At 63.3% G+C, this 25,873-nt stretch carries 31 protein-coding genes; 12 read left to right on the top strand and 19 right to left on the bottom strand.

Annotated features, from left to right (window positions below; genetic code table 11):
- Nucleotides 1-7 precede the first annotated feature (7 nt).
- Nucleotides 8-745 (top strand): metal-dependent hydrolase, encoded by a 738-nt coding sequence (locus ACSC1P_RS03185; protein ID WP_435358682.1) that lies wholly within the window; start codon nt 8-10, stop codon nt 743-745.
- A 99-nt stretch (nt 746-844) separates the two neighbouring features.
- Here the strand turns inward: ACSC1P_RS03185 and ACSC1P_RS03180 are convergent, their stop codons facing one another.
- Both ACSC1P_RS03180 and ACSC1P_RS03175 read right to left on the bottom strand, forming a co-directional pair.
- On the bottom strand, nt 845-1,840 hold the full coding sequence (locus tag ACSC1P_RS03180; protein WP_435358681.1) for a GNAT family N-acetyltransferase: 996 nt from the start codon (nt 1,838-1,840) through the stop codon (nt 845-847).
- 198 nt (nt 1,841-2,038) lie between these two features.
- Nucleotides 2,039-2,440: a DUF8036 family membrane protein gene (locus tag ACSC1P_RS03175; RefSeq protein ID WP_435358680.1), complete on the bottom strand. Its 402-nt coding sequence runs from the start codon at nt 2,438-2,440 to the stop codon at nt 2,039-2,041.
- A gap of 200 nt (nt 2,441-2,640) precedes the next feature.
- Here ACSC1P_RS03175 and ACSC1P_RS03170 point away from each other — a divergent pair, with 200 nt between their 5' ends.
- Entirely contained in the window at nt 2,641-3,033 is a 393-nt protein-coding gene (locus ACSC1P_RS03170) for an OsmC family protein (protein WP_435358679.1), read from the top strand.
- 24 nt (nt 3,034-3,057) lie between these two features.
- On the opposite strand, the gene ACSC1P_RS03165 is transcribed toward ACSC1P_RS03170, so the two are convergent.
- Complete coding sequence (locus tag ACSC1P_RS03165) at nt 3,058-3,903, bottom strand: Rieske (2Fe-2S) protein (RefSeq protein ID WP_435358678.1); 846 nt, start codon at nt 3,901-3,903, stop codon at nt 3,058-3,060.
- A 149-nt stretch (nt 3,904-4,052) separates the two neighbouring features.
- On the opposite strand from ACSC1P_RS03165, the gene ACSC1P_RS03160 reads away from it, so the two are divergent.
- Nucleotides 4,053-4,553, top strand: a complete 501-nt coding sequence (locus tag ACSC1P_RS03160) for a DUF5799 family protein (RefSeq protein WP_435358677.1) — start codon at nt 4,053-4,055, stop codon at nt 4,551-4,553.
- On the opposite strand, the gene ACSC1P_RS03155 is transcribed toward ACSC1P_RS03160, so the two are convergent.
- The 11 genes from ACSC1P_RS03155 to ACSC1P_RS03105 all read right to left on the bottom strand — a co-directional run bounded on the left by ACSC1P_RS03155 (nt 4,550) and on the right by ACSC1P_RS03105 (nt 15,460).
- Nucleotides 4,550-4,693 carry a DUF7557 family protein gene (locus tag ACSC1P_RS03155; protein ID WP_435358676.1) on the bottom strand — a complete coding sequence of 48 codons (144 nt, stop codon included), beginning with the start codon at nt 4,691-4,693 and terminating at the stop codon, nt 4,550-4,552. The two genes, ACSC1P_RS03160 and ACSC1P_RS03155, sit on opposite strands and share 4 nt — an antisense overlap.
- Before the next feature lie 210 nt (nt 4,694-4,903).
- Nucleotides 4,904-5,482: a class I SAM-dependent methyltransferase gene (locus ACSC1P_RS03150; protein WP_435358675.1), complete on the bottom strand. Its 579-nt coding sequence runs from the start codon at nt 5,480-5,482 to the stop codon at nt 4,904-4,906.
- Nucleotides 5,483-5,524: 42 nt separating this feature from the next.
- Nucleotides 5,525-6,883 carry a restriction endonuclease gene (locus ACSC1P_RS03145; protein WP_435358674.1) on the bottom strand — a complete coding sequence of 453 codons (1,359 nt, stop codon included), beginning with the start codon at nt 6,881-6,883 and terminating at the stop codon, nt 5,525-5,527.
- 175 nt (nt 6,884-7,058) lie between these two features.
- Entirely contained in the window at nt 7,059-8,039 is a 981-nt protein-coding gene (gene leuB, locus ACSC1P_RS03140) for a 3-isopropylmalate dehydrogenase (protein WP_435358673.1), read from the bottom strand.
- Nucleotides 8,036-8,668 carry a 3-isopropylmalate dehydratase small subunit gene (leuD, locus tag ACSC1P_RS03135; protein WP_435358672.1) on the bottom strand — a complete coding sequence of 211 codons (633 nt, stop codon included), beginning with the start codon at nt 8,666-8,668 and terminating at the stop codon, nt 8,036-8,038. Before leuD ends, leuB begins: the two co-directional genes overlap by 4 nt.
- A complete protein-coding gene (leuC, locus tag ACSC1P_RS03130) occupies nt 8,661-10,088 on the bottom strand; it encodes a 3-isopropylmalate dehydratase large subunit (RefSeq protein WP_435358671.1) in 1,428 nt (475 codons plus the stop codon). The genes leuD and leuC overlap by 8 nt, the downstream gene beginning before the upstream one ends.
- Nucleotide 10,089: 1 nt before the next feature.
- Nucleotides 10,090-10,377 (bottom strand): DUF7989 family protein, encoded by a 288-nt coding sequence (locus ACSC1P_RS03125; RefSeq protein WP_435358670.1) that lies wholly within the window; start codon nt 10,375-10,377, stop codon nt 10,090-10,092.
- Between the two features lie 32 nt (nt 10,378-10,409).
- Nucleotides 10,410-11,459 (bottom strand): ketol-acid reductoisomerase, encoded by a 1,050-nt coding sequence (ilvC, locus tag ACSC1P_RS03120; protein ID WP_435358669.1) that lies wholly within the window; start codon nt 11,457-11,459, stop codon nt 10,410-10,412.
- Nucleotides 11,456-12,121: an acetolactate synthase small subunit gene (gene ilvN / locus ACSC1P_RS03115; RefSeq protein ID WP_435358668.1), complete on the bottom strand. Its 666-nt coding sequence runs from the start codon at nt 12,119-12,121 to the stop codon at nt 11,456-11,458. Before ilvN ends, ilvC begins: the two co-directional genes overlap by 4 nt.
- Complete coding sequence (gene ilvB / locus ACSC1P_RS03110) at nt 12,118-13,953, bottom strand: biosynthetic-type acetolactate synthase large subunit (RefSeq protein ID WP_435358667.1); 1,836 nt, start codon at nt 13,951-13,953, stop codon at nt 12,118-12,120. The genes ilvN and ilvB overlap by 4 nt, the downstream gene beginning before the upstream one ends.
- Before the next feature lie 298 nt (nt 13,954-14,251).
- Nucleotides 14,252-15,460, bottom strand: a complete 1,209-nt coding sequence (locus ACSC1P_RS03105) for a LeuA family protein (RefSeq protein ID WP_435360254.1) — start codon at nt 15,458-15,460, stop codon at nt 14,252-14,254.
- A 433-nt stretch (nt 15,461-15,893) separates the two neighbouring features.
- On the opposite strand from ACSC1P_RS03105, the gene ACSC1P_RS03100 reads away from it, so the two are divergent.
- Entirely contained in the window at nt 15,894-16,349 is a 456-nt protein-coding gene (locus ACSC1P_RS03100) for a ferritin-like domain-containing protein (RefSeq protein WP_435358666.1), read from the top strand.
- Nucleotides 16,350-16,416: 67 nt separating this feature from the next.
- A complete protein-coding gene (locus tag ACSC1P_RS03095) occupies nt 16,417-16,713 on the top strand; it encodes a DUF5779 family protein (protein ID WP_435358665.1) in 297 nt (98 codons plus the stop codon).
- Between the two features lie 27 nt (nt 16,714-16,740).
- Here the strand turns inward: ACSC1P_RS03095 and ACSC1P_RS03090 are convergent, their stop codons facing one another.
- Complete coding sequence (locus ACSC1P_RS03090) at nt 16,741-17,421, bottom strand: VOC family protein (protein ID WP_435358664.1); 681 nt, start codon at nt 17,419-17,421, stop codon at nt 16,741-16,743.
- A 131-nt stretch (nt 17,422-17,552) separates the two neighbouring features.
- Between ACSC1P_RS03090 and ACSC1P_RS03085 the strand changes: the two genes are divergently transcribed.
- The 3 genes from ACSC1P_RS03085 (at nt 17,553) to ACSC1P_RS03075 (ending at nt 19,236) form a co-directional block, all read left to right on the top strand.
- A complete protein-coding gene (locus ACSC1P_RS03085) occupies nt 17,553-18,281 on the top strand; it encodes a hypothetical protein (RefSeq protein WP_435358663.1) in 729 nt (242 codons plus the stop codon).
- Nucleotides 18,282-18,383: 102 nt separating this feature from the next.
- Nucleotides 18,384-18,854 (top strand): pyridoxamine 5'-phosphate oxidase family protein, encoded by a 471-nt coding sequence (locus ACSC1P_RS03080; protein ID WP_435358662.1) that lies wholly within the window; start codon nt 18,384-18,386, stop codon nt 18,852-18,854.
- 148 nt (nt 18,855-19,002) lie between these two features.
- The gene (locus ACSC1P_RS03075; RefSeq protein ID WP_435358661.1) at nt 19,003-19,236 is read left to right on the top strand and encodes a hypothetical protein; all 234 of its coding nucleotides are present in this window, start codon (nt 19,003-19,005) and stop codon (nt 19,234-19,236) included.
- A gap of 37 nt (nt 19,237-19,273) precedes the next feature.
- On the opposite strand, the gene ACSC1P_RS03070 is transcribed toward ACSC1P_RS03075, so the two are convergent.
- Together ACSC1P_RS03070 and aglM are read right to left on the bottom strand one after the other, a co-directional pair.
- Complete coding sequence (locus ACSC1P_RS03070; RefSeq protein ID WP_435358660.1) at nt 19,274-19,816, bottom strand: nitroreductase/quinone reductase family protein; 543 nt, start codon at nt 19,814-19,816, stop codon at nt 19,274-19,276.
- 140 nt (nt 19,817-19,956) lie between these two features.
- The gene (gene aglM / locus ACSC1P_RS03065; RefSeq protein ID WP_435358659.1) at nt 19,957-21,261 is read right to left on the bottom strand and encodes a UDP-glucose 6-dehydrogenase AglM; all 1,305 of its coding nucleotides are present in this window, start codon (nt 21,259-21,261) and stop codon (nt 19,957-19,959) included.
- Nucleotides 21,262-21,366: 105 nt separating this feature from the next.
- Between aglM and ACSC1P_RS03060 the strand changes: the two genes are divergently transcribed.
- Nucleotides 21,367-21,780: a JAB/MPN domain protein-containing protein gene (locus ACSC1P_RS03060; RefSeq protein WP_435358658.1), complete on the top strand. Its 414-nt coding sequence runs from the start codon at nt 21,367-21,369 to the stop codon at nt 21,778-21,780.
- A gap of 43 nt (nt 21,781-21,823) precedes the next feature.
- Here ACSC1P_RS03060 and ACSC1P_RS03055 read toward each other — a convergent pair whose 3' ends face one another.
- A complete protein-coding gene (locus ACSC1P_RS03055) occupies nt 21,824-22,033 on the bottom strand; it encodes a ribbon-helix-helix domain-containing protein (RefSeq protein ID WP_435333092.1) in 210 nt (69 codons plus the stop codon).
- A 67-nt stretch (nt 22,034-22,100) separates the two neighbouring features.
- Here ACSC1P_RS03055 and ACSC1P_RS03050 point away from each other — a divergent pair, with 67 nt between their 5' ends.
- Nucleotides 22,101-22,439 carry a DUF5789 family protein gene (locus ACSC1P_RS03050; RefSeq protein ID WP_435358657.1) on the top strand — a complete coding sequence of 113 codons (339 nt, stop codon included), beginning with the start codon at nt 22,101-22,103 and terminating at the stop codon, nt 22,437-22,439.
- A gap of 18 nt (nt 22,440-22,457) precedes the next feature.
- On the opposite strand, the gene aglJ is transcribed toward ACSC1P_RS03050, so the two are convergent.
- Nucleotides 22,458-23,429 carry an S-layer glycoprotein N-glycosyltransferase AglJ gene (gene aglJ / locus ACSC1P_RS03045; RefSeq protein WP_435358656.1) on the bottom strand — a complete coding sequence of 324 codons (972 nt, stop codon included), beginning with the start codon at nt 23,427-23,429 and terminating at the stop codon, nt 22,458-22,460.
- 128 nt (nt 23,430-23,557) lie between these two features.
- Here aglJ and ACSC1P_RS03040 point away from each other — a divergent pair, with 128 nt between their 5' ends.
- Both ACSC1P_RS03040 and aglF read left to right on the top strand, forming a co-directional pair.
- Nucleotides 23,558-24,985, top strand: a complete 1,428-nt coding sequence (locus ACSC1P_RS03040; RefSeq protein WP_435358655.1) for an oligosaccharide flippase family protein — start codon at nt 23,558-23,560, stop codon at nt 24,983-24,985.
- Nucleotides 24,986-25,050: 65 nt separating this feature from the next.
- Nucleotides 25,051-25,800 carry a UTP--glucose-1-phosphate uridylyltransferase AglF gene (aglF, locus tag ACSC1P_RS03035; RefSeq protein ID WP_435358654.1) on the top strand — a complete coding sequence of 250 codons (750 nt, stop codon included), beginning with the start codon at nt 25,051-25,053 and terminating at the stop codon, nt 25,798-25,800.
- Nucleotides 25,801-25,873: the final 73 nt, after the last annotated feature.

Genomic DNA, 25,873 nt, shown 5'->3' with positions numbered 1-25,873 from the left:
AGTTGCCATGCAACTCACCTGGTACGGCCACTCCACGTGGCTCGTCGAGGTCGGCGACACCGAACTGCTCATCGACCCGTTCTTCGACAACCCGAAGACGTCGACCGACCCGGAGGAGCTAGACCCGGACTTCCTGCTCCTCACACACGGCCACGCCGACCACATCGGCGACGTGGACCGCTACGAGGGGACGAAGCTCGTCGCCACGCCCGAAGTCGTCGAGTACTGCCGTGACGAGTTCGGCGAGTACGAGGCCGTCGGCGGGATGGGGATGAACATCGGCGGCACGGTCGAGTGTGGCGACGCCTACATCACGATGCACCGGGCCGACCACACCAACGGAATGGACACCAGCTACGGCACTTCCGGCGGGATGCCTGCCGGTTTCATCATCTCCGACACGAAGCCGACGCAGGTGTCCGACGAGGAGTCCGAGACGTTCTACCACGCGGGCGACACCGGCCTGATGACCGAGATGCGCGACGTCATCGGCCCGTACCTCGAACCCGACGCGGCAGCCCTGCCCATCGGCGACCACTTCACCATGGGGCCGTGGCAGGCCGCCATCGCCGCGGACTGGCTTGACGTGGACTACGCGTTCCCGATGCACTACGACACGTTCCCGCCCATCGAGCAGGACCCACAGGACTTCGCGAAGGAGGTCAAAGCGACCGGCAGCGACGCCGAAGTCGTCGTGCTGGAGGGCGACGGGTCCTGGAACCTAAGCGAGAACCTGCTGGACTGAGCACCTGTAACTGTACCCGTACCTGTTCTCGATTTTTCTCGGCGGTTTCGACGAGATTGCCAGTCGGAAATCGTCGCAGCACGACCTGCTGGAGAACGGTCACCGGAGGTACGAGTACAACTTCACCGCTCCTTTCGCGTAATTCGTGCCCCGGTTCAGCGCCTGATAGCGGTGGAGTTCCGGCGCGAACTTCGCCTTGTACCGTGCCAACCCTCTGTCGTTCGCACCGACGAGGTCGAACGTGGTACACCCTCGTGACTTCGCCTCGCGGAAGGCGTGCCAGAAAAGCAGGTCAGAGACCGGGACCGACCGGGTGAGGTCGCCATACGACTGCCACCCGTAGCCAGTGTCTTCGTCTTCGAACGTGAGCATCCCGCCACAGAGTTCACCGTCTTGACGGCAGACGTACGCTTGCAGCGTGTCGTCGGGGAGCATCCGATAGAGTCGGGTCGCGAACGAGCGGGGGAAGTGGTAGTCAGCGTCCTTCTCGTCGTGGCGACCGGCGACACCCGTCAGAATCCGGTCGACTTCTGCCTCGGTCGCGACGGCGATGTCCACCGAACCGACGTGCTCCGTCACGGCCCGTCGTGCCTCTCTGTTGAACGATGTGAGCAACTCGTCTTCGTCCGGGGTTAGGTCGAGTCGGTAGGTGTACCGTGGCGTCACGTCGTAGCCCGACCAGACGAAGGGTCGTTCGTCCCCGTAGGTCGGCGTCGTTCTGACGTTCGTGAAGCGCGGATTGATGTCCCGCTCGACGCTGTCGAGGACCGCTTCGACGAACCGGTAGTTCCACTGCTCGCGTTTTCTCGGCTTGAGGGTCTCAGGTTGTGTCAGCGTCGGTCCGAGATACGGAATCTTCAGTTCGGGTGGCGGTGAGAAGACGCCCGTGACTGGTCCCTTCTGCAGTTCGAAGAGCGGAAAGAGGCCGACCGGTTCCTGTCCCTTGTAGCCGATGAACGGGTGCAGTGTCGCGTCTAACTGGTCGGCACACAGCCGTAGCACTGCTGCCGAGTGGAAGCAGGTACTCCCGGTGCTCTCTGCGAGTACGGCGTCCCAGACTTGTCCGTCGTACTCACGCTCGACTTCGATGGTCATGCAGCACCGACCTCTGCACACGTTCGAGAGCCCGAATTCGTGTCGTCGTTCCCGTCCATACGTCGGCCTACTTCGAGGTAGCCATTAGTTATACAGCGAATTACGCCTTCGGAGGGACCGCATAACTCGGTAGTGAGTCCCTCCTCGCACCCGAGTGCGGAGACCTCGAGTGTTTGCTGTGATGTTCTTGCAGTCGGCTCACTCGAAGCTCTGATACAGCAGTATCAACACTGCGATGGCCGCGAACACGTCCGGGATGAACGTGAACGGCCCGAGACTGGCGGCGAGTCCCTGCCGCACGCCGGTCAGCAGTATCGCGACCAGTGGCACCGACGTGATGGCGTACAACAGCAGCGCGAGGCTGAAGATGATGAGACTCAGCGTGAAGCGACTCGGGATGTCCCGGTAGACGCTGAGGTCGTTCATCACGAGACCGAGGCTGCCGACGACGGTGAACGTCGAGACGAAGGTCTGCACCTGGAGCCAGAGGAGGACTTCGGTGGGAACGCGACGAGGGAACCGTCCGAGAACACGTGTGAACAGATAGGTCACGACGACGCCGAGTCTGGCGGCGGTGAGCGTCGTCGTTTCGTTCAGCACCTCCAGCCATCCAGAGTCCAGGTGCCTAAAAGAGGATTTGCCGAGTTCGAGGACAGATACACCGGAAGTTAGACCCAAATTGAAGCCAGAACGAGCCGAGATTCGGAGGTTTCAGCGGCCGGGGTGAGCCTCGGCCGCGCGCGACGAGTGCTTCCCCTAACGGTGACTTTACCTCTCTCGCGCGTGACGTTGCAGGTGCAATGTCCAAGGAAGTTCGCACCATCTCCGAGGAGGGATTCAGCGCGACGAACGAGATCCGTGACTTCGAGACGACCATCGACGCGACCGGCGAGTCCGCGCCGGACACACTCGAAACACTGCTCGCGACCTACGCCGCCTGTTTCGTCCCGGCGCTTCGCGTCGGTGCCGAGCAGCGACAGGCCGGCGACCTCGGCAAAGTCGAAATCACGACCACGGGCGACCTGAACGACGACGACAAACTCGCCGCCATCACGTTCGACGTGAAAGTCGAGAACGACGTCGGCGACAAGGGCGACGCCGTCGTCGAGCGCGCAGAACAGCTCTGCAAGGTCCACGACGCGCTCAAGTCGGACCTCCACGCGACGGTCGAACTCGAAGACGACGCGTTCTGAGCGGGCAGTCGCGAGACCGTCTCGCTAGTTCGACGGTCTCGGTAGCGCGGTGAACGTCCGCTCGACCACGTCGAAGGGGTCGTACACCGACTGATGGCAGCCGCAGTAACTCAGGTTCGACGCGCCGAACTTTGGCGCGTCGCCACTGTTTTTGAATCCCGGAATACAGCAGAAGTGGGTACACTTGTTCAGATAGGCGATACAGCCCTCGACTGTACTCGCTGCGAGCCACTCGCTCTCCTGGGCTGCCGCTTCGATACGCGGACTGCGGATGACCTGTACCGCGAGGGTCTCTTCGTCCTTGACGTCCTGTGACCGCCACGAACAGGTGGCTGGCTTGCCGTATCCGGCGTCGCCGATGTCGTTCGTCCACGTCTCGTAGTCGGCAAAGTCGTCGAGATGAACTTTGTCGCCACCGCTGGTCTGGCTCCGTTGCCAGTCGTAGCGCGTCACGCCGTTGTACCGGATGTAGTTGTCCTGTTCGGCGTCGGGTTGGATGCTCTCGTAGGTCTGGACGCCGCAGTACTGGAACCAGCGAGAGGAGTACGTGACACCGCCGATGTCCGTCTCGGCGACGGTCACGGTCGTCCCGTCGTCGAGTTCACGTTCCTCGGGTTCGGGCCAGACGCCCATGAGGTAGCCATCGTCGTCGGTCGTGAGTGGAATCTGGGGCATGCCCCGCGGTGCTGGACCGTCGACGTTGCGAATCGCACGATACGTCGTACTGCCGCCACCGGACCCGATACGGCTAGTCGTGGCGTTCACTGCTGCTGCACCGGCGGTCGTGATGCCGGCGAGGGCGGAACCACCGACGACGCCTTTCACGAAGCGCCGCCGGTCGGTCTCGGGAGGGTACTTGTCTTCGTCCATGGGGACCGTCTCGACCTGCGAGCGCAGCGGCCCCATAACCAGTGTACGATTCCAGAAACTTCCCGAACTGCAGAACGTTTTTCTGACAGGAATACGAAGTTCTCGGACCGAGGCACAATTCTGATACCCGTCCTCTCCCAACGTCGCCTATGGCAAACCGCTGGACGGACCACATCGTCGGCGAGCGAATGACGGTCGACAAAGAGTTCACGCAGGACGTACTCGACTCCGAGTTCTCCAATCAGGAGTGGGACCTCATCATGAGCGCCGTCGAGTTCGAAGTCGAGAACGCCGAGAACCCGGACGACGCACACATCACGGTCGACGACTCGAACCTCTCGGCCATCATCCCGGAACTGGAGAACATCCAGCAACAGATGCAAGCGATGGGTGGCGCGTCCGGCGGCAATCAGCAGTCGAAAAAGAGCGGTGGACTGTTCGGCTCGGTGAAGGATGCGCTCGGGATGGGTGGCGGCGACGAAGAGCGCCACGCGGAACGGGAGGCTGCAGCCAGCGAACTCGCCTCGTCGTACGCAGAGGAGCTACAGGCTCACCTCGAGTCGAAGGGTCGCTGGGAAGAAATCTGCCGGTTCGCCGCGGCGGGCAGTGACAGCGACACCGACGCTGCGGCGGACGATTCGTCGAACTAGTCACCCGCGTGGAACAGGCTGCGCTCGCTCGCTTCGTAGATGTTGATGAGTTCTGTGAGGAGTTCGTCGTCAGTCTCGTCCTCTTCACGGAGCGCGTCGAGTCGTTCTTTCGTCCGGTCGCTAATCTCGATGGTCGGCATACGTCCAGAGATAGGCTCCCGGTGGGGATAATGACTCTCTCAGATATGCAACGTGTCGTGAGCGCCGGCGCTGTATTGGCTGTCCTCGGACCTGCGAGCGAGGACTGCATCCACGACCGACTCCAGTTGGGTCCAGTGCGGTGAAGGTGAGGAACTCGTCGAGCGCCCTAGTACAACTCGTCGAGCACGTACATTGCTGGTCGCGAAACCCTAGTCGCGGTTCCGCCCGAACACGTTTATCCACAGATCTGTCGTCTCGATTGCTGATACCTCGAACCCCGTTTCTTCGAACAGTCGGCGAATCTCGTCTGGCTGGTAGTGTTCGAAGTATCGCCCCTTCTCGTCGTAGCTCCCGCCGTCACCGCATTTCACCGAGACGTGTGCGACGCCCTCGGGCACGAGGACACGCCGGAACTCGTCGAGCGTCGCGGCCGCATCATCACGCGGGACGTGCAGGAACGACGCACACGCCCAGACGCCGTCGAAGGCGTCGGCGGCGAACGGCAGCCGCCGCATGTCGCCGCGAGCGAATCGCCCAGCGGGGACTGCATCTCGCGCCGCATCGAGGAACGACGCCGTCAGGTCGAAACCGACCACGTCGTAGCCGCGCTCGGCGAAGACGGCCGAGTCGGGACCGGGACCACAGCCCACGTCGAGGACGCGCTCACCCGACAGCGCGTCGAAGAACGGGTCGCCGAAGGTCTCGGCGACGGACATCGACTGGTACTTCTCGACGTACGACGCCGAGTCTGACTCGTAGACGGTGTTCGTCCTCGTCAGTTCGTCCATACTCACCGCACACACAGCTAGTTGAAACGATTGTCGGGGTGGCTACACTAGTCCCATCGAAGTCAAGACGAACAGTACCGTCACGACTGCACCGACGAACGACCCAGCGACGAGGGGCTTGTTCTCCATCGCTTTCTCGTGCACCGCCATCTCCTCGTATTCCGCCCGGAACTCGTCTCGGTTCGCTTCGTCGTAGAAGTACTTCGTTCGAAGTGCGAACCGTTCGGTCACGGCACAGCCAGTACAGATGGGCGTTTCCTCGACACGCTCCGTCTTCGTGTGCGACCCACAGTTGACGCTGCCACAGTTCGTACAGAACGTGTACGAGCCACCGGAACTGTCGCAGTGTACACACCGCCGAACGCCGTCCTCGAGCGTCAGTCTCGACGGGCCGGCAGCGTAGTACTCGTATGGGTAGTCGTACTCACCGAGCGTCGTCGTCTGTCGAATTTTTGGGAGATACACGGGTTCTATGGACTGGACCGTGACGTCGGACCGTTTCGGCTCACAGTCTTTCTCGTAGTCGACATTATTCCCGCCCGTGTAGTGGACCGTCGTCGTGTAGCGGGTCCTGAGTTGGTCGATTGCCCAGTCTTTGTACGCCGTCTCGGTCTGTCCGAAGTGTGCAGTGGAGACTGTTTCGTACGTCTCTCCAAGACTAGCTTCGTCGACCTCGATTGTGTTGGTCCAATTCCCGTCGACTAGCTGTCTCACCTCGTCTTTCGTTATCTCGGGATGGCCCCGGTTCGCGTCGACGACGAAGCGTGCCGACTCGTGAATCTCGTGGACGACGCCGACAGAAGTCTCGAACACAGCGTCGATGCTCGCGGTTATCGATAGAACCGGTTGCAACTCGATTTGCCCGGACGGCGAAGGGACACGGCCGATGTCGAGGTTGTCTACGTCACGAAACGCATCCCGGACCGGTGCATCCGCCCCAGCTGTCGGGTCGAACGGTCGTAAGGTGTCGGTACAGAGAATTTCGATGTGCCCGTTGTAGATGTCGAGGCCGACTTCGTCTGCGATCCGCCGCAAGTCGGTGCCGTCGATGAGTTCGATGGTCGTTCCGCCGCCGTTCGCACGCACCTTTTCAGCGTACTCCCGCGCCGGGTTCGTGAACGTCCCCGTCGTGACGACGATGCCACGGACAGGCCCGTCGAAATCGTAGGTTGTCACGGCCGAGTGCAGTTTCTGCACGACAGGCCGACCGACCGAACTGGTGTGTTTGCACTCCACGACGACGCCTCTGCGGACGCCGTCGACGACCTCTTCCATGAGTATATCTCGCCCCTCGTCACCCGTCTTCGTCGATTGGTGGACGTTCTCGTATCCGAGATTTCGAAACACGTCCTCCATCAGGTCCTCGAATTCGAACCCCGAGAACTCGTCAAGGACAGCCATGTACTGGACAGTGAAGGCTCGTCGGATAACCGTTCGGGCTTCTATCACATGGTTCGGTCTCACCGACTTCTGGGGAACAGTGGTTTACCGTCGCTGACTGGAGAACAGTACTTCACTGTCGCTCGAATCGTCTCGGTACAGCAATAGGATATGTCGCCGCGCGTCGGCGAGCGTCTCAGTCCAGTCGCTCGACGACGGCGCTCGTCACGTCTTCCGTACTCGCGTCACCACCGAGGTCTGGCGTGTGCGGTCCCTCCGCCAACGTTTCGCGGACCGCGCTCCGCACCGACTCGCCCTCGTCCTCGTAGCCGAGGTACTCCAGCAGCATCGCTGCGGAGAGAATCGTCGCCGCCGGGTTGGCGACGCCCTCGCCCGCGATATCGGGCGCGGTCCCGTGGACCGGCTCGAACAGGGCGTTGTCCTCGCCGATGTTCGCGCTCGGGAGCAGCCCGAGACCGCCGACGAGTCCCGCGGCGAGGTCCGACAGCACGTCGCCCGCGAGGTTCGGACAGACGACCACGTCGAACTGCTCCGGGTCGAGACAGACGTGGGTGGCGAAGGCGTCCATCAGGACCTCCTCCGTCTCCACGCCGTTCGACTCGGCCACGTCGACCACGGTGTCGCGGAAGCGACCGTCCGTCTCGCGCATCACGTTCGCCTTGTGCGCGACGTGGAAGCCGTCCACGTCGCGAGATTCGACGTACTCACAGGCGTACTCTGCGAGCTGTGCCGACGCCGACGACGTGACCACGCGAGTCAGCGTCGACAGGTCGTCAGAGAGTCGGTCCTCGTGACCGGAGTAGACGCCTTCGGTGTTCTCGCGAAGGAAGACGAGGTCCGTTTCGGGGCGGAGTGCGTCGACGCCGGGGTAGGCCCGCGCGGGCCGGACGTTGACGAACGAGTTCACCACGTCGCGGAGTGGGAGAATTACGTCCGCCGCCGTCTCGCCGGCCGCGCCGAACAGCGTCGCGTCACACCGTGACGCGAGGTCCCGCGTCTTCTGCGGGAGCGCGTCGCCCGTTTCTTCTTTGGTCGCGTCGCCTGCGTCGCCGTACTCGAACTCGAAGTTGCCGACCGCGTCGAGTACGTCGACTGCTGCGGGGACGACTTCTTGACCGATGCCGTCCCCGGGGATGACTGCGATTTTCTCCGTCACGCCTGCTCACCTCCGTCGACGTACGGCAGACTCACGGCCGTGTTCTCGACCTCACCAGCGTTCGCCTTCATCAGCGCGGTCGTGTCCCAGACACCCTCGACGAGTGCCTTTCGCTGGGCATCGTCGACGGTCACGTCGACGGTCGTGTCGCCGTAGGTCACCGTCTCTGCGGCCACGTTCACGTCGATGTCGTCGTCGGGGTTCGCGTCGACCCAGTCCTGAATCGCCTGTACCGTCTCCGAATCCGCGGTGACCGTCGGGATGCCGAGCGCGAGGCAGTTCCCCGCGAAAATCTCGGCGAAGGATTCGCCGACGATGGCGTCGATGCCCCAGCGCATGAGCGCCTGCGGGGCGTGCTCGCGCGAGGAGCCACAGCCGAAGTTGCTGTTGACGACCAGGACGTTTGCGCCCTGGAACTGCTCCTCGTTGAACGGGTGGTCTTTCTCCTCGTCGTCGTCGTCGTATCGCAAATCGAAGAACGAGAACTGGCCCAGCCCGTCGAAGGTGACGACCTTCATGAACCGAGCCGGAATTATCTGGTCGGTGTCGATGTCGTTCCCGCGGACCGGGACACCGGTACCGGAGACGTGTTCGACCGTTTCGGCGGGGCCGTCGTCCGAATCAGTCATTCGAGACCACCTCCGTCTCGGCGACATCGCGAACGTCGGTCACTTCACCGTGGATGGCCGCGGCGGCGACCATGCGCGGGTTCATCAGGACGGTGCGGCCGTCCTTGCTCCCCTGTCGACCGACGAAGTTCCGGTTGGACGAGGAGGCACACGCCTCGTCGCCCTCCAGTTGGTCCTCGTTCATGCCGAGACACATCGAACAGCCGGCGTTACGCCAGTCGAAGCCGGCTTCCTCGAACGTCTCCTTGAGACCTTCCTGTTCGGCAGTCTCCTGTACGCGCTGACTGCCGGGGACAACCAGCGCGCGAACGTCGTCGTCGACCTGCTCACCCTCGACCACGCGTGCGGCGCGGCGCAGGTCGGGCAAGCGGGCGTTCGTACACGAACCGAGGAAGGCCACGTCGATTGGGTAGCCTTCCATCGTCTCGCCGGGTTCGACGCGCATGTGTTCCTGTGCGCGTCGGGCCGTGTCCTGCTTGTCCGCTGGCAGGTCCTCAGGTGCCGGAATCGGTTCCGTGACGCCGACGCCCTGTCCGGGCGTGGTGCCCCACGTGACGACCGGTTCGAGTTCCGAGCCGTCGATGGTGACCACGTCGTCGTACTCTGCGTCATCGTCGGAGCGGATGGACTCCCAGTACCCCTTGCGCTCCTCGAACTCGTCGCCCTCGGGCACCTCGTCGCGGCCTTCCAGCCACTCGTAGGTAGTCTCGTCGGGGTTGACGTAGCCCGCGCGGGCACCGCCCTCGATGGACATGTTGCAGATGCTCATCCGGCCTTCCATGTCGAGGTTCTCGATGGCTTCGCCGGCGTACTCGTACACGTAGCCGACGCCACCGTCGGTCCCGAGGCGACGGATGATTTCGAGGATGACGTCCTTCGCCTCGACGCCGTCGCCGAGTTCGCCGGTGACCTCGATTTTGCGCACCTGCTGTTTCTCCATCGCGATGGTCCCCGTGGCGAGGACGTCGCGAATCTGGCTCGTCCCGATACCGAACGCGAGCGCGCCGAACGCGCCGTGCGTCGACGTGTGCGAGTCGCCGCAGACGATGGTCTTGCCGGGCTGGGTGAGCCCCTGCTCCGGTCCGATGACGTGGACGATGCCCTGGTCGCCAGAGTCCGGGTCCGAGAACTGGATGCCCGCTTCGCGGACGTTTTCTTCCAGTTCGGCCATCATCTCCTCGGCCGCGTCCTCCTCGTACGGTCGGGACTGGTCGGCCGTCGGGACGATGTGGTCCACCGTCGCGTGCGTCAGTTCGGGATAGGCGACCTCCAAGTCGCGCTCTCTGAGCATCCCGAACGCTTGCGGGCTGGTCACCTCGTGGATGAGGTGCAGGCCCACGAACAACTGGTCCTGTCCGGTCGGCAGCGTGGTGACCCTGTGCTGGTCCCACACCTTGTCGTAGAGCGTGCCCTCGGACATGCTATTCCTCTGCTTCTACGCTGTCGTCGTCCTCGCCACCGCGGGCGAACACCCGGTCGGTGGCCTCGCCGCCGTCGTGGGGCGGTGTGTGGTCGACTTCTTCCATGGTTCGGTTCTCCTCGTCGGTCTCCGTCTCCGCGTCGCCCTCGCGGGCCGGGTCACGGCCACCGTCTGCGACGATGGTCACGCCGTGTTCGAACACCTGGCCCATGCTCTCGCCGGTGTTCGGGTTGGTGTGGCTCACGTCTCGCATCGAGTGTCGGTCGGAGTCGTCGTGTTTCGTCGTCATTGTTGGGGGGTGCGTAGTTGGTTGCGTCGTGGTTAGTCGTCTGCTGGCGGTGCTTCCGCGTCCTGTTCCGTCTCTTCGTCGTCGTCCTGCCACGCGAACAGTGCGCGCAGTTCCTCGCCGACGGCTTCGATGTCGTGATTTTCCTCGGCCTGCTTCAGCTGTGAGTAGCTCGGGCGGCCCGCCTGGTTCTCTGAGATCCACTGGCGGGCGAACTCGCCGTTCTGGACCTCTTCGAGGACTTCTTCCATCTTCTCGCGTGCGTGCTCGTCGACGATGCGGTCGCCGCGGGTCAGGCCACCGTACTCGGCCGTGTCCGAGACGGAGTGCCACATGCCGCCGAGTCCGTCTTCGTACATCAGGTCGACGATGAGCTTCAGTTCGTTCAGGCACTCGAAGTAGGCCATCTCCGGGCTGTAGCCGGCGTCGACCAGCGTCTCGTAGCCCTGCTTGACCAGCGAGGTGACGCCGCCACAGAGGACGGCCTGCTCGCCGAACAGGTCGGTCTCGGTCTCTTCCTGGAACGTCGTTTCGATGACGCCCGCGCGGGCGCAGCCGATGGCCTGTGCGTACGCCAGTGCCTCTGACTTCGCCTCGCCGGTCGCGTTCTGGTACACCGCGATGAGGCCGGGGACACCCTCGCCTTGCTCGTACGTCCGGCGGACGATGTGGCCCGGGCTCTTCGGTGCGACCATCGTCACGTCGACGCCCTCGGGCGGCTGAATCTGGTTGTAGTGGATGTTGAACCCGTGTGCGAACTGGAGCGTGTCGCCCGGTTCGAGCGCTGGTTCGATCTCCTCGAAGACGGCCGGCTGGACCGTGTCTGGGACGAGGAAGACCACGACGTCGGCCTGCTCGGCTGCCTCGTACGGCGTCGCAACGTCGAGGCCATCTGCCTCGGCGGCACTCCGCGAAGACGAACTCTCTCGCAGGCCGACGACCACGTCGACGCCGCTCTCGCTCAGGTTCTGCGCGTGGGCGTGACCCTGGCTCCCGTAGCCGAGGACGGCTACGGTCTTGTTCTCGATGTACGATGCGTCTGCGTCGTCGTCGTAGTACACGTCGGTGGTGAACTCGTCTGTCATTGGTCTGAATCGGTGGCGGTGGTGGTCGTCGCGTCTGTGCTGTCGGCTGTGGCGTCGGTCCCGTGTGCCGTATCGGTCGTCCCGCGCGCCATGGCGGCGGTCCCGGTTCGGGTAATCTCGCGGACGCCGAACCGTTCGAACGTGTCGACGGCCGACTCTATCTTCTGGCGCGAGCCGGTGATTTCGACGGTCACGGTCTCCGGACTGGCGTCGACCGTCTTCGCGTCGTACATGTCGGCAACGGCCGCGACCTGGTCCGGTTGGGTGCCCTCGACCTTTATCAGGGCAAGTTCCCGGTTGATGGCGTCCGCGGGCAGTTCGTTGACCGCGATGACGGGCACGACTTTTCGGAGCTGTTTCTCCAACTGGTCGATGCCCGGGTCGGGTTCCTCGGTGACGACCGTGATTCGCGCCTTCGAGTCGTCCGCCGTCGGCCCGACGGTCAGGCTCTCGATGTTGAACTGCCGGCGGCTGAACAGGCCGGAGACGTCCGAGAGGACACCCGGCTCGTGTTCGACCAGCACGGAGATGACCGCGCGCCGCGGTGGCTGTTCGGCCTCGACTTCGGGGTCGATGCGGATGCCTTGTGAGTTACGCCGCCCCTGCGGGGTCGGGCGTTCCTCCGGGGCTGGGCCGTCCAGCCCGTTACTGTGACTGCTCATAGGTGACCATCCTCCAGTGCGAACTGCCCGTTGTCGCCGCCGCTCGGGACCATCGGGTAGACGTTCGCCTCGGGGTCGACGTGGAAGTCGATGACCGTCGGCCCGTCGTACTCCAGAGCCTCCGTGACGGCGTCGGCGACTTCGTCGTAGTCGTCGACCGCGATGCCCTTCGCGCCGAACGCTTCGGCGAGTTTCGCGAAGTCGGGACACCAGTGATACTCGGAGGCCATCCGGCGGCTGCCGAAGAAGGCGTCCTGCCACTGGCGGACCATCCCGATGTGTTCGTTGTTGAGGACGGCGACCGTGATGTCCAGGTTCTCGCGGACCGCGACCGACAGTTCCTGCATGGTCATCAGGAACGAGCCGTCACCTTCGAAGGAGACGACTTGCTGGTCGGGTGCGGCGATTTTCGCGCCGATTGCTGCGGGCAGGCCGTAGCCCATGGTTCCCAGGCCGTGGCTGGAGACCCAGGTCCGGGGTTCGGTGTAGGTCCAGTACTGGACCGCCCACATCTGGTGCTGGCCGACGCCGGTCGTGACGATGGCGTCGTCCTCTGTCGCTTCGTCGAACGCCTCCACGACGAACTGCGGTTTCAGCGGTTCGTCGTCGGGCGCGCGGTAGTCCATCGGGTACTCGGACTTCCACTGCTGGCAGGTCGCGCGCCACTTCTTCGTCTGCGGCGGCGTCTCGATTGCCTCGTGCAGTTGCGTCATGACCGTGCCCGCGTCGCCGACGAGCGGGTAGTCCGCCTGCACGTTCTTGCTGATTTCCGCGGGGTCGATGTCGACGTGGACGACCTCCGCGTCGGGTGCGAACGTCTCGATGCCGCCGGTCAGGCGGTCGTCGAACCGGCAGCCGACCGCGACGAGGCAGTCGGTGTGGGTGACGGCCATGTTCGCGTAGCCGGTGCCGTGCATACCGGCCATCTCCATCGCCAGTTCGTGGTCTTCGGGGAACGCGCCGACGGCAGGCATCGTCGTGACGACTGGAATCTCGTACGTAGTCGCCAGTTCCCGTGCCTCCTCGGTCGCGTCGCCCTTGATGACGCCGCCGCCGAACAGCAAGACCGGGCGGTTCGCCGACTGGATGGCGTCGGCCGCCGCCCGAACCGCGTCGTCGTCCGCGTGGGTCTGGTACTCGTAGGTGTCGGGCGTCGTCGGTTCCTGCGGTTCGGCGGTCGAATCCGCCTGCGTCACGTCTTTCGGCAGGTCGACCAGCGTCGGGCCGGGGCGGCCCTCGCGGGCCAGCGCGAACGCTTCGGACACGTCCGTTCCCACCGTATCGGGGTGGGAGGCGAACGTGTTCGTCTTCGTGATGGGCGCGGTGACGCCCGTGGTGTCCGTCTCCTGGAACGCGTCGTTACCGACGAAGTCCGTCGGGACCTGTCCGGTCAATGCGACGACCGGGTCAGAGTCCATCGAGGCGTCGGCGATACCCGTGACGAGGTTGGTCGCGCCCGGGCCCGAGGTCGCCAGGCAGACGCCCGGCTCGCCGGAGACGATGCCGTACGCGTCGGCCGCGTGCGACGCGCCTTGCTCGTGCGCCATCGTGATGTGGCTGATGTCGGAGTGGTACAGCGCGTCGTAGACGGGCATGATGGCCCCGCCCTGCACGCCGAAGGCGTACTCGACGCCCGCGGTTTCGAGGGCTTCGACGACCGCCGTCGCGCCGGTCTTCGGTACCTCGGTCTCTGCGGGCTGGTCGGTGGGCGTCTCGGTCGTGCCGGAGCCGTCGGTGTCCGTCGTCGAGTCGGCGGCGTCGGTCGCCGCGTCCGACTCGGTCGATTCACCTGTGGCTGTCTCGGTGGGAATCGGTGTCGCGCGTTCGCTCATGGTCGATAGCTGGTTCCTGTCGGGCTGGCTGCCGTCGGTGCGGCAGTGGGTCGTGTGGTTGGCTGTGACATCGGTGTCGTACGTGCTGTCGGCTGTGGCTGTGAAGTCGGTTCGAGAGTCGGCGGAGGGGAGTGAGTAGGGGCTAGGCGGCCCCTACAATCGACAGAATACGTACGACAGCCCGACCGCTGGCGAGGGAAACTCGCGCGGCGGTGGGAGACTGTCTCATTACCAGTTGGGTAGGACCCTCCCTGGATATAAACCTTGGTGGTGGGGCAGATGTTGTCTGTGACGTGCATCACGCCGTCACCTCCTCGTGCTCGTCCATCGTGTCGACGCCGACTTCCTCGGCGAACTCACGGACGGTCCGCGCGGTCACGCGCTGTTTGTCCGCGCCGGTGTCTTTCACCTTGCGGGTCACTTCTCGGACCTCCGATTCGGTCGGGTCGTAGCCCGCGTCGACCAGGTGCTCGCGCACGGCGTGGACGCCGGTGTGCTTGCCCAGTACCAGTTCGCGCTTCGCGCCGACCATCTCCGGGGTCATGACCCCCGGCTCGAACGTGTCGGAGTTCTCGATGACACCGGCGGCGTGGATGCCCGACTCGTGGCTGAAGGCGTTCTGGCCGACGACCGGCTTGTTCGCCGGCACCGGCATGTCGGACTTCTCCTCGACCAGTCGGCTCAACTCGGTGATGCGGGTCGTGTCGATGCCCGTGTCGGCCTGATACACCGACTCGACGGCCATGACGAACTCCTCGTAGGCCGCGTTGCCGGCGCGCTCGCCGATACTGTTCACCGAGACCTGTGCCTGCGAGGCACCGGCTTCGATGCCGGCCAGCGCGTTCGCGGTGGCCAGGCCGAAGTCGTCGTGCGTGTGCACGTCGATTTCTGCGGTCGTGTGCTCGCCGACCGTCTCGATGAGGTCGTAGAACCGCCGCGGCGTGGCGACGCCGCAGGTGTCGGGGACGTTGATCCAGTCGGTGCCCGCCTCGGTGACGGCCTCGACCATCTCGATGAGGAACGGTTCGTCGGTCCGGGTCGCGTCCATCGGCGAGAACATGCACTCGACGCCGGCCTCTTTCACGCGCTGGACGGAATCGATGGCGCGCTGTTTGACCTCGTCGCGCGTGGCGTGCATGGAGTCTTCTATCTGTACGTCAGAGGTGCTGACGAAGACGTGGACCATCTCGACGCCGGAGTCGATGGCGGCTTCGATGTCCTTGTCCACCACGCGGGCCAGCCCGCAAGTGGTCGCGTCAGTGTACTTCGCCACGTCGGAGACAGCTTCGAACTCGGCGTCGGAGTTGACGGGGAACCCGGCCTCGATGACGTGGGTACCCATCTCGTCCAGCGCCGCAGCTATCTCTCGCTTATCGTCGTAGGAGAACGATGTACGTGGGGACTGTTCACCGTCGCGCAGCGTGGTGTCGAAGACTCGAGCTGTGTCAAACTCAGTCGTGGCGTTCAGTGTGCCCTGGAAGAACTCGACCGCCCTGAGGGGTGTCAGAGCGAGGTGTGTCGTTGGATGACATCGTACTCGGTGGGAGGCCCTATCTTGTATATAAATGTGGTGCTGTGACAGGATTCGTGAACGAATCTGATGGCAGATGAACGACCGTGACGAATCGCCGAATCGCACGACTGCAGCGACTATAACCGAATACATATTCCTTATATTGTCTTGTTCATAGCAACCTCATTGCAGATTACCCGTGCGCATCACCCGACAGATTTTGCGCAGAATCACGTGGAATTTTGGTGGGTCGCCCTCGCGCGCATCGACGCCTCCAGCGTCTGCACCAGCGAACACGTACCGGTGTCGATTGCGGGCCACTACGACCTGTCACCTCCCCTCGTCCGGGTCGAGTAAAGCCCTACAGGAACCGGAAGAGGTGGCATCGTCGCCATGACATAAGGACCCTCGAACCGTAGTTCGACGTATGGCAGACGACGAAGTCATCCGACTCCTGCGCAAGGCCTACGGCGACGAAATCGAGACCGTGATGAACTACCTGAGTAACTCCATCGCGCTCGACGGCGTGCGCGCGGAGGAGATCAAGAACAGCCTCGACGTGGACATTCAAGAGGAACTCACCCACGCGCGACAGCTCGGCGACCGACTGAAGCAACTCGACGAATCCCCACCCGGGTCGATGGACTTCACGGCCCGACAGGAGTCGCTCCAGCCGCCGGAGGACACGACAAACGTGCTGTCGGTCATCGAAGGCGTCATCGAAGCTGAGGAAGATGCCATCCAGACGTATCGCGACCTCATCAACGCGGCCGAGGCGAACGACGACCCCGTGACGGAAGACCTCGCGGTCACCATCCTCGCCGACGAGGAAGCCCACCGGACCGAGTTCCGTGGCTACCGGAAGGAGTACAAACAGGACTGACCTACCCGCGACTCGACCGGCTTCGAACACGCAAGGATTTTTCTCGGCCCACCCCGAGTAGTCGCCCATGGGTAAATTCGACTTGGACCTGCAGGTTGTCGAGGACCACCTCGACGAGGACGAGGATGGTGACCTCGTCGGTGCCGTCGAACTCGGGGTGCTCGACGGACAGACCGCGCCAGAGGACTGGATAGACGTGGTGATGAGCGGCCGTATCCTCGTCTTGCACGTCGAGGGCGACGTGAACGAACTCGCGGCGGGCTTCGCCCGCGCCGTGAAGAAGGAGGGCGGCGAACTCGTCCACTTCCGTGGCTTCCTCATCGTCTCGCCGCCGGGCATCGACATCGACACGAGCCGGCTCTGACCTGCTGACATCTCTGGCCGACGGGGCCTACTCGTCTAGTACGGTCACGTAGTGCCCGTCGCGGTCGAGGATTCTGACGCCGCCGTCGACCTGTTCTACGGCGCACGCCTCGTCACCGATAGCTTCGCGTGCCGCGACCGCGTCACCGCCGAAACCGAGGTCGACGTGGAGCCCACCGCGTGCGTCCGCGAGGCCGAGGTGAGGTTCCCAGAGTTCGAGGGCGACCGGTCCTTGCAAGCGAACTCGTGTTCGGTTCCCGCCGCGGTCGACGACCGAGAAGCCGAGGTCGCGGTAGAACGACTCAGCACGGGCGAGGTCCGTGACTTCGAGGACGACTTCGAACAGCCCGTCGACGCCCGGGCCGGCCACGTCGGTCTGGCCCAACTCGACGCAGTTGCCGTCCGGGTCGTACAGGTACAGCGACCGCGACTCGCCGAAGACGAACTCGTCGAGGTCGTAGTCGCGAGAGAGGACGTCCCACCACTCGTCGTACTCGGCGGCCGGGATGGAGAACGCGAAGTGCGTGTGGACCCCGCCGCGAGGGACCGTCGACGGTCGCCGGAGGACGAAGTCGGTCTCGCCCGCGCCGAACACCACCTCGTGGTCGCTTCGGCGACGCTCGGCCATCCCCAGTGTCTCCCCGTAGAAGTCGGCGGCTGGGTCGAGGTACTTGACCTCCAGTGCCAGCCAGCGCAGCGTCGAGAGCATACCGGTGCTTCGTGGGGAAGTCGCTTAAAACGAGTCGGCGGACAGACGACGTGCCAGGCCGGTCTCTCTGGTCTCGTGACCTGTCTGCCGTAAGGCAGTCCCTTATTTCCCCAGCGTGCCTCAGTGAGGGTATGGGAATGAAAGGCTCCGGCGCGGCGAAAGACTACCGTGTCGTCACCGAGCACGAGCACGGATTCGGTTGGATCGCCTATCCGGACGAGACGATGCAGCGTGCGAGTCACGCGCTCGTCGTCGATGGTGACGGGCAGGACTCGTCAGCTGGCGGGACAGCATCCAGCGCTGGCGAGGTGTGGGTCGTCGACCCCGTCGACGTGCCCGGACTCGACGAACGACTCGCAGAGCGCGGCGAAGTCGCGGGTGTCGTCGTCACGCTGGACCGCCACAAGCGAGACAGTGCCGCCATCGCCAACCGCCACGACGTTCCGGTGTACATCCCGAACTGGTTCGAGGGCGTCGCCGAGGAACTGAACGCACCAGTCGAGCGCTTCGGCAATCGGCTGGGGGATACCGGCTTCCGCGTGCTTCGGCTTCGAGACAACCGCTTCTGGCAGGAGGCGGGACTGTGGAACCCGGAGACGAAGGTGCTCTGGGTGCCCGAATCCGTCGGGACGGTCAATTACTTCTGTGGGAGCGGTGAGCGACTCGGTGTCCACCCGATGCTTCGGGCGGTTCCGCCCCGGCGACAACTCGACGGCATCGACGTGGAAGTCCTCGCCGTCGGTCACGGTGCGGGCATCCAGACCGATGCGTCTCACGCACTCACCGAGGCATTGGCGAACTCGCGCAAGAAGATGCTCGGCCTGTACGCGAAGAACGCTCGTTCGTTCCTCCCGTTCTGAGCGCGACGCGACGGTCGGACGACCACGGGACGAATCGTCGCCCCAGTGCACGACCGTGGGAATTGACGAGTTGCTTATGATTTATCGGGGCCTACAGTAGGTATGACCGTCGACGAATTGGAGCAGTACGGACTGGAACAGATGGCGGACACGGCGATGAACGATTTCCTGTCGAGTCACCGAACTGGCGTCCTCGGCCTCGCTGCAGACGACGCACCGTACTTGCTCCCGATGTCGTACGGGTACGACGGCGAGCGCAACCTCTACTTCACGTACCTGCTCGGTCCGGAGAGTACGAAACAGTCGTTGACCGAGACTGCGACCAGTGCGCGCTTCCTCGTGTACGACGCGCAGTCACCGTTCACGTGGGAGAGCGTCCTGCTTCGGGGCGTCGTCGAGCTCGTGCCGGCGGCCGAGTGGGGCGACATCGAATCGGTCCTCGACGAGGCATGGCGACCCGACCTGCTCGAAACCGCACGGACGAGCGGGGACATAGACGTACTCGTCTACCGCTTCGTCGTCGAAGAACGAAGCGGCATCCGGCACACGGGACTCCCCGAAGCGCTCAGATAGTCGAACCGCCCGCCCGACGACTGTTTCTGCGAGTGAATCGCCTCCCGAATCACCAATTCTCCGACAGAACCGAATTTCGGTTCGTTCGGTTACAGAAATGTAATTCAGATTATATATTTGTCCGCCGGAGTCCTACAGAAGAACGACGATGAACGCCCACATCACTACCCGTCGAACCGCCCGAAAGACCATCCCGACCATCCTCGTCCGTGGCACACTCGCCGTGTTCGGACTGCTCGTCCTCCTGACCGCCCTGGTCTCACTGGCCGCAGTCGTCCCCGGCGTCGGCTTGCTGCTCGCGCTGCTGGCGTGGACCGTCCTCCTCGGCGGCGTGGTTGCGCTCCCGTTCGCAGTGGTGCGACTCGTCGCCGACGCGGTTTGAGCGAGACGCTGATAGTCCGTGCTCCGTTTCTAAACCCTCACAGTCCCCGAACGACGTTCGGGACCGTCCGCATTCTCGTCCGTAATCCAGACGGCCCGAGCGTGAGTCGGACCACTACGAGGTGGTCCGCAGGTGTCCCGTCGTTCGTGTCGGCATCGGCGTCGACACTTCCGGGCCGAACACCGAGGCTGCGCGCCAGCAGTCCGTGTTCGTCGACGTACGCCGAAAGGAGTCGTCGCCGCTCGGGACCCGAGACGACAGTCCCTGTCGCCGACCGTTCTTCACCGCGGTACCAGACGCTACAGGGGTGGCTCTCGCGGAAGTTTCGCCACCACACGCTCTCAGACCGCGGCGTGACGACGACGAGCGCGCCGTCGACGCGGGTGTACACGACCGGAATCGTGTACTGCTTCCCGCTCCGGCGGCCCGCGTACGAGAGGAGAATCAGCCGAGTACTCGCCAGCCGATGGAGCGGTGAACGCAACAGCGCACCGAAGACAGGATTCGCCACTCGCGTTTCGAGCGTCCGCTGTGCGGCCGAGACACGACCCCGCTTCGGTTTCAGTCGCTGTTTCAACATCGCAAGTCGTCCGTACGACGGCGGGAGAGATAGAACATGCGTTCGTCGCAGCTTGCTCGGTCCAGTGCGCACGAGGTGGGTCGCATAGGTGACGCTCGTCGCAGGACAGACGCAACCGAAAACAGTTCCAGGACAGCAGTTCACCACGTCAGTCCTTCGTACGTCAGTCCGTCGCGGCGTTCGATGACGTGCCGGCCGTCGACGACCACGGGAGACGCCATGTCGTCGAACTCGTCGGAAAGCGCAGCAAATTCGTCCCAGGCAGTGACGACTGCACAGCCATCGGCGTCGCGAAGGGCCTCGGCCGCCGAGTCAGCGTACTCGATGTCGAGTGCGGGATACTGTTCTCGGACGTTGTCCACCGCCACGGGGTCGTAGGCGACCACGTCAGCACCACGGTCGCACAGTCCCTCAATGACGGGGATGGCGCGGGTGCCACGGATATCGTCGGTGCCGGGCTTGAACGCGAGGCCGAGGACGGCGATTCTCGCGCCATTGAGGTCGACGTGCGAGGCGAGAATGTCGAGCAATCGCTGGGGCTGGAGGTCGTTCACCTCGACCGCGGCTTCGAGCAGCGGCGGTTCGTATCCTTGTGACTTCGCGGCGGCGATGATAGCCGCGACGTCCTTCGGGAAGCACGAGCCACCCCAGCCGAGTCCGGACCGCAGGAAGCGGTCGCCGATACGGTCGTCGAGACCGATGGCGTCTGCGACCTCGTACGCGTCGACGTCGAACTCCTTGCAGATGTTCCCGATGTCGTTGATGAGACTGACCTTGCTCGCGAGAAACGCGTTGTTCGCGTACTTGATCATCTCGGCTTCGCGGAGGCCAGTCTCGACGACGGCAGGGTCCGCCTCGTCGACGATAGGCTCGAACAGTTCGTGGAGCGTGTCGAGCGCCCACTCGTCGTCGGCCTGTGTCCCGAGCACGATTTTGTGGGGCTGCTGGAAGTTCTCGACGGCACTCCCCATCTGGAGGAACTCCGGGTTGACAGCGAGATGTACGTCTTCGCCGACGGTGAGGCCGCCCGCGTCGGTGAGTGTCGACGCAACGAGTTCGTCGGTCGTCCCGGGAACGACCGTACTCTTCATCACGACGAGGTGGCTCTCGTCTTTCTGTGCCAGCGTCTCACCGAGCGACCGCGTGGCGGCCTCGACGACCGAGGTGTCGATACTGCCGTCGCCACGCGAGGGCGTGCCGACCGCGATGACCGTCACGTCCGTGTCGAGCACGGCGTCGTAGTCCGTCGTCGCCCGGAGTCGCCCACCCGCGTGTTCCGCGATGAGTTCCGGAAGCCCGGGTTCGTGAACCGGCGATTCTCCGTCGTTGATCGAAGCGACGATGTCCTCGTCGATATCGACGTTCACCACGTCGTGACCGTGGTCGGCCAAACACGCCGCGGCCGTCGTTCCCACGTAGCCGCTCCCGATGATGCTGACGTCCATCGCCAGCAGGTACTCGGTAGCTGCTCTTGACGGTGATGGTTCGTCGAAGCGGGCAGGCGAAGCAATCGACCGAGCGCTTTTCCCCTCAGCCCGCCTATCTATCCCGTGGTCTTCGTAACTCGTGGGCTGCTCGAAGTCCTCGTCGACCTCGCCGAGACGGCCGACCCAGAACCGCTGACGCTCTCACTGGCAGCGACCGCTGCAGGCGACCTCGACGGCGCTGGCGATTTGGAACCCGAGACGCCAGTGTTCACTGACTTCTACATGCCTTCCGCTGGCGGGTCGGTCAATGCCGTGTTCGGCGTCGACCTCGGAACACCGCCCGGACAGACGCACGGCCGCTTCGTCTCACACCCGATCGGAAAACGAGCGGTCACACGCGAAGACGACCTCCACGCCGTCGTGTTCGTCGCGGTCCCGCCGTGGGAAGCCGAAAGCGTCCGGGCGTTCGACCGGGCCGGGCGAGCGCAGGACCTGGAAGTCGTCGACGCCGAGCCACCGCACGAACAGTGGAACTGATGCCGGACTCGGTAGGGTGTCACCGACTGAGAGGGCCAGCCGATTACTCCAGATAGCCGAGGTCGCGCAACTGCTCGGTGATCTCTTCGAACTCTTTCTCCGAGAGGCCACCCGACCGCTGGTGTTGGATGACGATGCTTCGCAAGAGGAACCGAACGAGGTCCGACGTGGACGAGAAACTCGTCCCCTCGATGGTCTCTTCGACGCGGTCGGCGAGGTCTTTCGGAATCGAGACCGTGGTGTAGTCGGTCATACTCCACTCTGGACGGTCACGCAGCAAGGACGTTTCGACCCAAGAACCTTCTGCCCGGAGTCATAATGTGAGCCCAGATATGGGGATGCGGCCACCTACGAACGAGACGAGCGACGCATCGGTGACCGAGTTCGGCATCGTGGCAGTGGACGGACTCCTCGCCGACACTGACGTATCGTATCCGGTTACGAAAGAACGCCTCCGCGAGGCACTCGGCGACGCACAGGTCGCGTACGACACCCGCGGCCGAACGATGTCGCTCGGGGACGCGCTCACGCAGACCGAACAGCAGCGATTCGAGCACAAACGAGACCTGTTGAACGCGCTTCACCCAGTGTTCGAGGCACGACGGACTGGCAGCGATGGCGGCGTCGTCGAACAGGTGCGGTCGGTTCTCCCGTTCTAGGCGACGACTCGCCGAGTCTCAATCGTCCGCCTCTTCGGTCAACCCGCCAGAGACCTCGGCCCGCTCGGCGATTCGTTCCAGCCGACTCCGCTGTTCTCGATGCAAGGAGACCATGGTGTCGGCGAGGACACCGAACATGAACAACTGGACACCGAGCAACAGCAAGACCCCCGCGAGCAATGCGAGGATGTTGTGGTCGATACCCCGGAAGAACGACTCGTAGGCGATGTAGATGCCCAGGAAGACGCTCGTGAGTCCCGCGAGGCCACCCAGACTGCCGAAGTAGAACAGCGGGTTGTGCGTCTTCGCCCGGAGGTACAGCGTCAACAAGATGAGCCCACCGTCACGGAACGGTCGAAGATTCGTCTCCGACCCGTCCGGCCGCGCGAGATACGTGATGTCCACGACCGCCGTCGGAATGTCGTGTCTCGCACACTCGACGGCGAGTTCCGTCTCGATACCGAACCCCTCCGCGTTGAGCGTCATCCGTTCGAACGACTCGCGAGTGAACGCCCGATACCCACTGAGGATATCTCGGAAGTTCTTCCCGTGGATGGTGCTGAACCCCGCGTTTATCATCCGATTCCCGAGCTGGTTCAACGTCGTCATCGCCCCCGACTCCATGTCGGCGAATCGGTCGCCGACGACGTGTTCTGCTCGGCCAGCATGGAGGGGTTCGAGCATCGCGTGTGCATCTTCCTCGCGGTAGGTTCCGTCGCCGTCGAGCATCAGGACGAACTCACTCTCGATGTGGTGGAGTACACCTTCCCGGACGGCTTCGCCCTTGCCCGCCCCGCGGCCAGACCCGGACTGCGTGACGACGCGTGCACCAGCGGCCTCCGCGATGTCCCGCGTCTCGTCCGTCGAGTGCCCGTCGATGACGAGCACGTTCTCGAACCCTTCGGCTCTGAGCCCCTCAACGACCTCGCCGATGGTCGCCGCCTCGTTGTAGGTGGGGACGAGTACGCACACGTCGTCGCTATCCGGCATTGGCCGGATGTGGACGGTGGGGGTGCAAAAGAGTTGCTGTCGACTCGTCGGGTCCATAGGCGGAAGCGTGGTATTGATACGGGTGGGATGGATACGAGTTCGTGAACGCCCGTTCGCGTAACGTCGACATGAGATTTGGACACACTTCGATAATCGATTTTCTTTCGCGATTATCCGTCCCACTCTTCGGGTTCATCGCGACTGTAATACTTACTCAAACTCTCGGACAGAGTCGTTACGGAACCTACGTTCTGGTTCTCTCGGTGATAATGTGGGCAGCGATACCCGCAAATCTCGGACTGACAACGTCGATTAGGAAGCGAGTGAGCGAGGCCGACGATGGGAACTACGTCGTGGCTGGAGCACTTCTTCAGGTGAGTCTTTACGCCGTGGTCGCGGTAGCTATCTGGTTGTCCCGACCGTACTTAACGTCGTATCTGGGCGTCGACGCTGCTCTCGTCGTCATCGCGTTATTGTTTGCTCGGTTGGCTGCGGGCCTCGTCAACAGCGTTCTCGACGGGCAGCATCTCGTGCACGTGTCGAGCATCCTCTCACCAGTGGAGGTGGTCGTCAGAAGCAGCGTACAGATAGCACTCGTCGTGTACGGTTTCGAGTTGGCGGGTGCGTTCGCTGGCTACTTCCTCGGTGGTGTGGTTGCGTTCATCGTCGGTTCGTACTTCGTAACCATACCAATCTCGCGACCAGAGCGAGCAGACTTCGATCGAATCATCTCGTACGCGCAATTTTCGTGGCTCTCGTCGGTGAAAGGACGGACTTTCATGTCGATGGACACGATCGTCCTCGGGTTTTTTGTAGCCAACAGCGTCATCGCCGTTTACGGGGTGGCGTGGAATCTGGCGTCGATGTTCGCCATCTTCGGCTTGTCGATTCGAAAGACGCTGTTCCCGGAGATCAGCAAACTGTCGTCCACTGGCGGCCACAATGACGAGATAGGTGGTCTGCTGCGGACGAGTTTGACGTACGCAGGACTATTCATCGTGCCAGGATTCGTGGGGTCAGCACTGCTCGGTGACGTGGTTCTCACCGTCTATGGGGATGGGTTTTCCACGGGCTACTACATCCTCATCGTCCTCGTGTTCGCACGGCTGTTGTACAGCTACGAAGAACAGTTCGTCGGCATCATTGATGCGATCGACCGCCCTGAACTCACATTTCGTATCAACTTAGTATTCGTGCTGGTGAACCTGATCCTGAACGTCGCACTGACGGGAGAATACGGTTGGTACGGAGCAGCGGCCGCGACGACGATATCGGCGGGCATTGCTCTCGTACTCAGCCACCATTACGCCTCGTCGATCTTGGACTTCGACGTGCCACTGATGGAAATTTCGAAACAGTGGGTAGCTGCAGGACTGATGGCGCTCGTCGTCTACGTCGGTCGCATCGCAATAGGCGACTCCCTGCTGGTCGTGGTGCCACTTGCAGGCGCCGGAGCTGGAGTCTACTTTGGGACGCTTCTAACTCTCTCGACAGAATTCAGACAGACAGTCGAAGACAACTTACCGGTCGCCATCCCCCTGTTCGATGCCCGCTGAGACGCTCTGTGCTAGAACAGGGACGGGCTAAAAGTATTTATCCCCCCGACCGACCACGTTGTGGTATGCAAGCAGTCGTCCTCGCCGCTGGGAAAGGCACCCGGCTTCGACCGCTGACCGAAGACAAACCGAAGGGGATGGTCGAGGTTTCCGGGAAGCCGATTATTACGCACTGTCTTGAGCAGTTGCGCGACCTCGGCGCGACCGAGTTCGTCGTCGTCGTCGGCTACAAGAAAGAGGCGATAATCAGCCACTACGGCGATGAGTTCGACGGCATCCCGATTACCTACTCGCACCAGCGCGAACAGAACGGGTTGGCGCATGCGCTCTTGACCGTGGAAGAGCACATTGACGACGACTTCATGCTGATGCTCGGCGACAACATCTTCCAGGCGAACCTCAAAGACGTCGTCCGCCGCCAGCAGGAGGACCGGGCCGACGCCGCGTTCTTGGTGGAGGAGGTCCCGTGGGAGGACGCCAGCCGATACGGTGTCTGTAACACGAACAAGTACGGCGAGATAACCGAGGTCGTTGAGAAGCCAGAGGACCCGCCGTCGAACCTCGTGATGACCGGCTTCTACACGTTCACGCCGGCGATTTTCCACGCCTGCCACCTCGTCCAGCCGTCGAACCGCGACGAGTACGAAATCTCCGACGCCGTTGACCTGCTGATTCGCAGTGGGAGGACTATCGACGCGATCAGGCTCGATGGGTGGCGGATGGACATCGGGTATCCAGAGGATCGGGACGAGGCTGAAGGACGGTTACAGGGAGAGTTCGAGGCCGGGGTACGGACGAGCGAAGAAGTCAACTGAGATTCACACTGCAGCTGGGGCAACCGTTGTTGCTGTGCGAGCGTGACACCCCCTTTCCAATGACACGGCCAGC

Source organism: Haloarchaeobius caseinilyticus (genome assembly GCF_051207395.1).
Taxonomy (GTDB): domain Archaea; phylum Halobacteriota; class Halobacteria; order Halobacteriales; family Natrialbaceae; genus Haloarchaeobius.
This window is presented reverse-complemented; position numbering and strand designations above follow the sequence as displayed.

Excerpts from the sequence above, each read along its gene's own strand:
- ACSC1P_RS03100 (WP_435358666.1), top strand. The coding sequence starts at position 15,894 with ATGGCAGACGACGAAGTCATCCGACTCCTGCGCAAGGCCTACGGCGAC.
- ACSC1P_RS03055 (WP_435333092.1), bottom strand. The coding sequence starts at position 22,033 with ATGACCGACTACACCACGGTCTCGATTCCGAAAGACCTCGCCGACCGC.
- aglF (WP_435358654.1), top strand. The coding sequence starts at position 25,051 with ATGCAAGCAGTCGTCCTCGCCGCTGGGAAAGGCACCCGGCTTCGACCG.
- ilvB (WP_435358667.1), bottom strand. The coding sequence starts at position 13,953 with ATGAGCGAACGCGCGACACCGATTCCCACCGAGACAGCCACAGGTGAA.
- leuD (WP_435358672.1), bottom strand. The coding sequence starts at position 8,668 with ATGACTGATTCGGACGACGGCCCCGCCGAAACGGTCGAACACGTCTCC.
- ilvC (WP_435358669.1), bottom strand. The coding sequence starts at position 11,459 with ATGACAGACGAGTTCACCACCGACGTGTACTACGACGACGACGCAGAC.
- leuC (WP_435358671.1), bottom strand. The coding sequence starts at position 10,088 with ATGTCCGAGGGCACGCTCTACGACAAGGTGTGGGACCAGCACAGGGTC.
- ACSC1P_RS03185 (WP_435358682.1), top strand. The coding sequence starts at position 8 with ATGCAACTCACCTGGTACGGCCACTCCACGTGGCTCGTCGAGGTCGGC.
- ACSC1P_RS03170 (WP_435358679.1), top strand. The coding sequence starts at position 2,641 with ATGTCCAAGGAAGTTCGCACCATCTCCGAGGAGGGATTCAGCGCGACG.
- ACSC1P_RS03165 (WP_435358678.1), bottom strand. The coding sequence starts at position 3,903 with ATGGACGAAGACAAGTACCCTCCCGAGACCGACCGGCGGCGCTTCGTG.
- ACSC1P_RS03085 (WP_435358663.1), top strand. The coding sequence starts at position 17,553 with ATGGGAATGAAAGGCTCCGGCGCGGCGAAAGACTACCGTGTCGTCACC.
- ACSC1P_RS03080 (WP_435358662.1), top strand. The coding sequence starts at position 18,384 with ATGACCGTCGACGAATTGGAGCAGTACGGACTGGAACAGATGGCGGAC.
- aglJ (WP_435358656.1), bottom strand. The coding sequence starts at position 23,429 with ATGCCGGATAGCGACGACGTGTGCGTACTCGTCCCCACCTACAACGAG.
- ACSC1P_RS03040 (WP_435358655.1), top strand. The coding sequence starts at position 23,558 with ATGAGATTTGGACACACTTCGATAATCGATTTTCTTTCGCGATTATCC.
- ACSC1P_RS03090 (WP_435358664.1), bottom strand. The coding sequence starts at position 17,421 with ATGCTCTCGACGCTGCGCTGGCTGGCACTGGAGGTCAAGTACCTCGAC.
- aglM (WP_435358659.1), bottom strand. The coding sequence starts at position 21,261 with ATGGACGTCAGCATCATCGGGAGCGGCTACGTGGGAACGACGGCCGCG.
- ACSC1P_RS03150 (WP_435358675.1), bottom strand. The coding sequence starts at position 5,482 with ATGGACGAACTGACGAGGACGAACACCGTCTACGAGTCAGACTCGGCG.
- ACSC1P_RS03095 (WP_435358665.1), top strand. The coding sequence starts at position 16,417 with ATGGGTAAATTCGACTTGGACCTGCAGGTTGTCGAGGACCACCTCGAC.
- ACSC1P_RS03070 (WP_435358660.1), bottom strand. The coding sequence starts at position 19,816 with ATGTTGAAACAGCGACTGAAACCGAAGCGGGGTCGTGTCTCGGCCGCA.
- ACSC1P_RS03145 (WP_435358674.1), bottom strand. The coding sequence starts at position 6,883 with ATGGCTGTCCTTGACGAGTTCTCGGGGTTCGAATTCGAGGACCTGATG.
- ACSC1P_RS03180 (WP_435358681.1), bottom strand. The coding sequence starts at position 1,840 with ATGACCATCGAAGTCGAGCGTGAGTACGACGGACAAGTCTGGGACGCC.
- ACSC1P_RS03160 (WP_435358677.1), top strand. The coding sequence starts at position 4,053 with ATGGCAAACCGCTGGACGGACCACATCGTCGGCGAGCGAATGACGGTC.
- ACSC1P_RS03125 (WP_435358670.1), bottom strand. The coding sequence starts at position 10,377 with ATGACGACGAAACACGACGACTCCGACCGACACTCGATGCGAGACGTG.
- ACSC1P_RS03075 (WP_435358661.1), top strand. The coding sequence starts at position 19,003 with ATGAACGCCCACATCACTACCCGTCGAACCGCCCGAAAGACCATCCCG.
- ACSC1P_RS03155 (WP_435358676.1), bottom strand. The coding sequence starts at position 4,693 with ATGCCGACCATCGAGATTAGCGACCGGACGAAAGAACGACTCGACGCG.
- ilvN (WP_435358668.1), bottom strand. The coding sequence starts at position 12,121 with ATGAGCAGTCACAGTAACGGGCTGGACGGCCCAGCCCCGGAGGAACGC.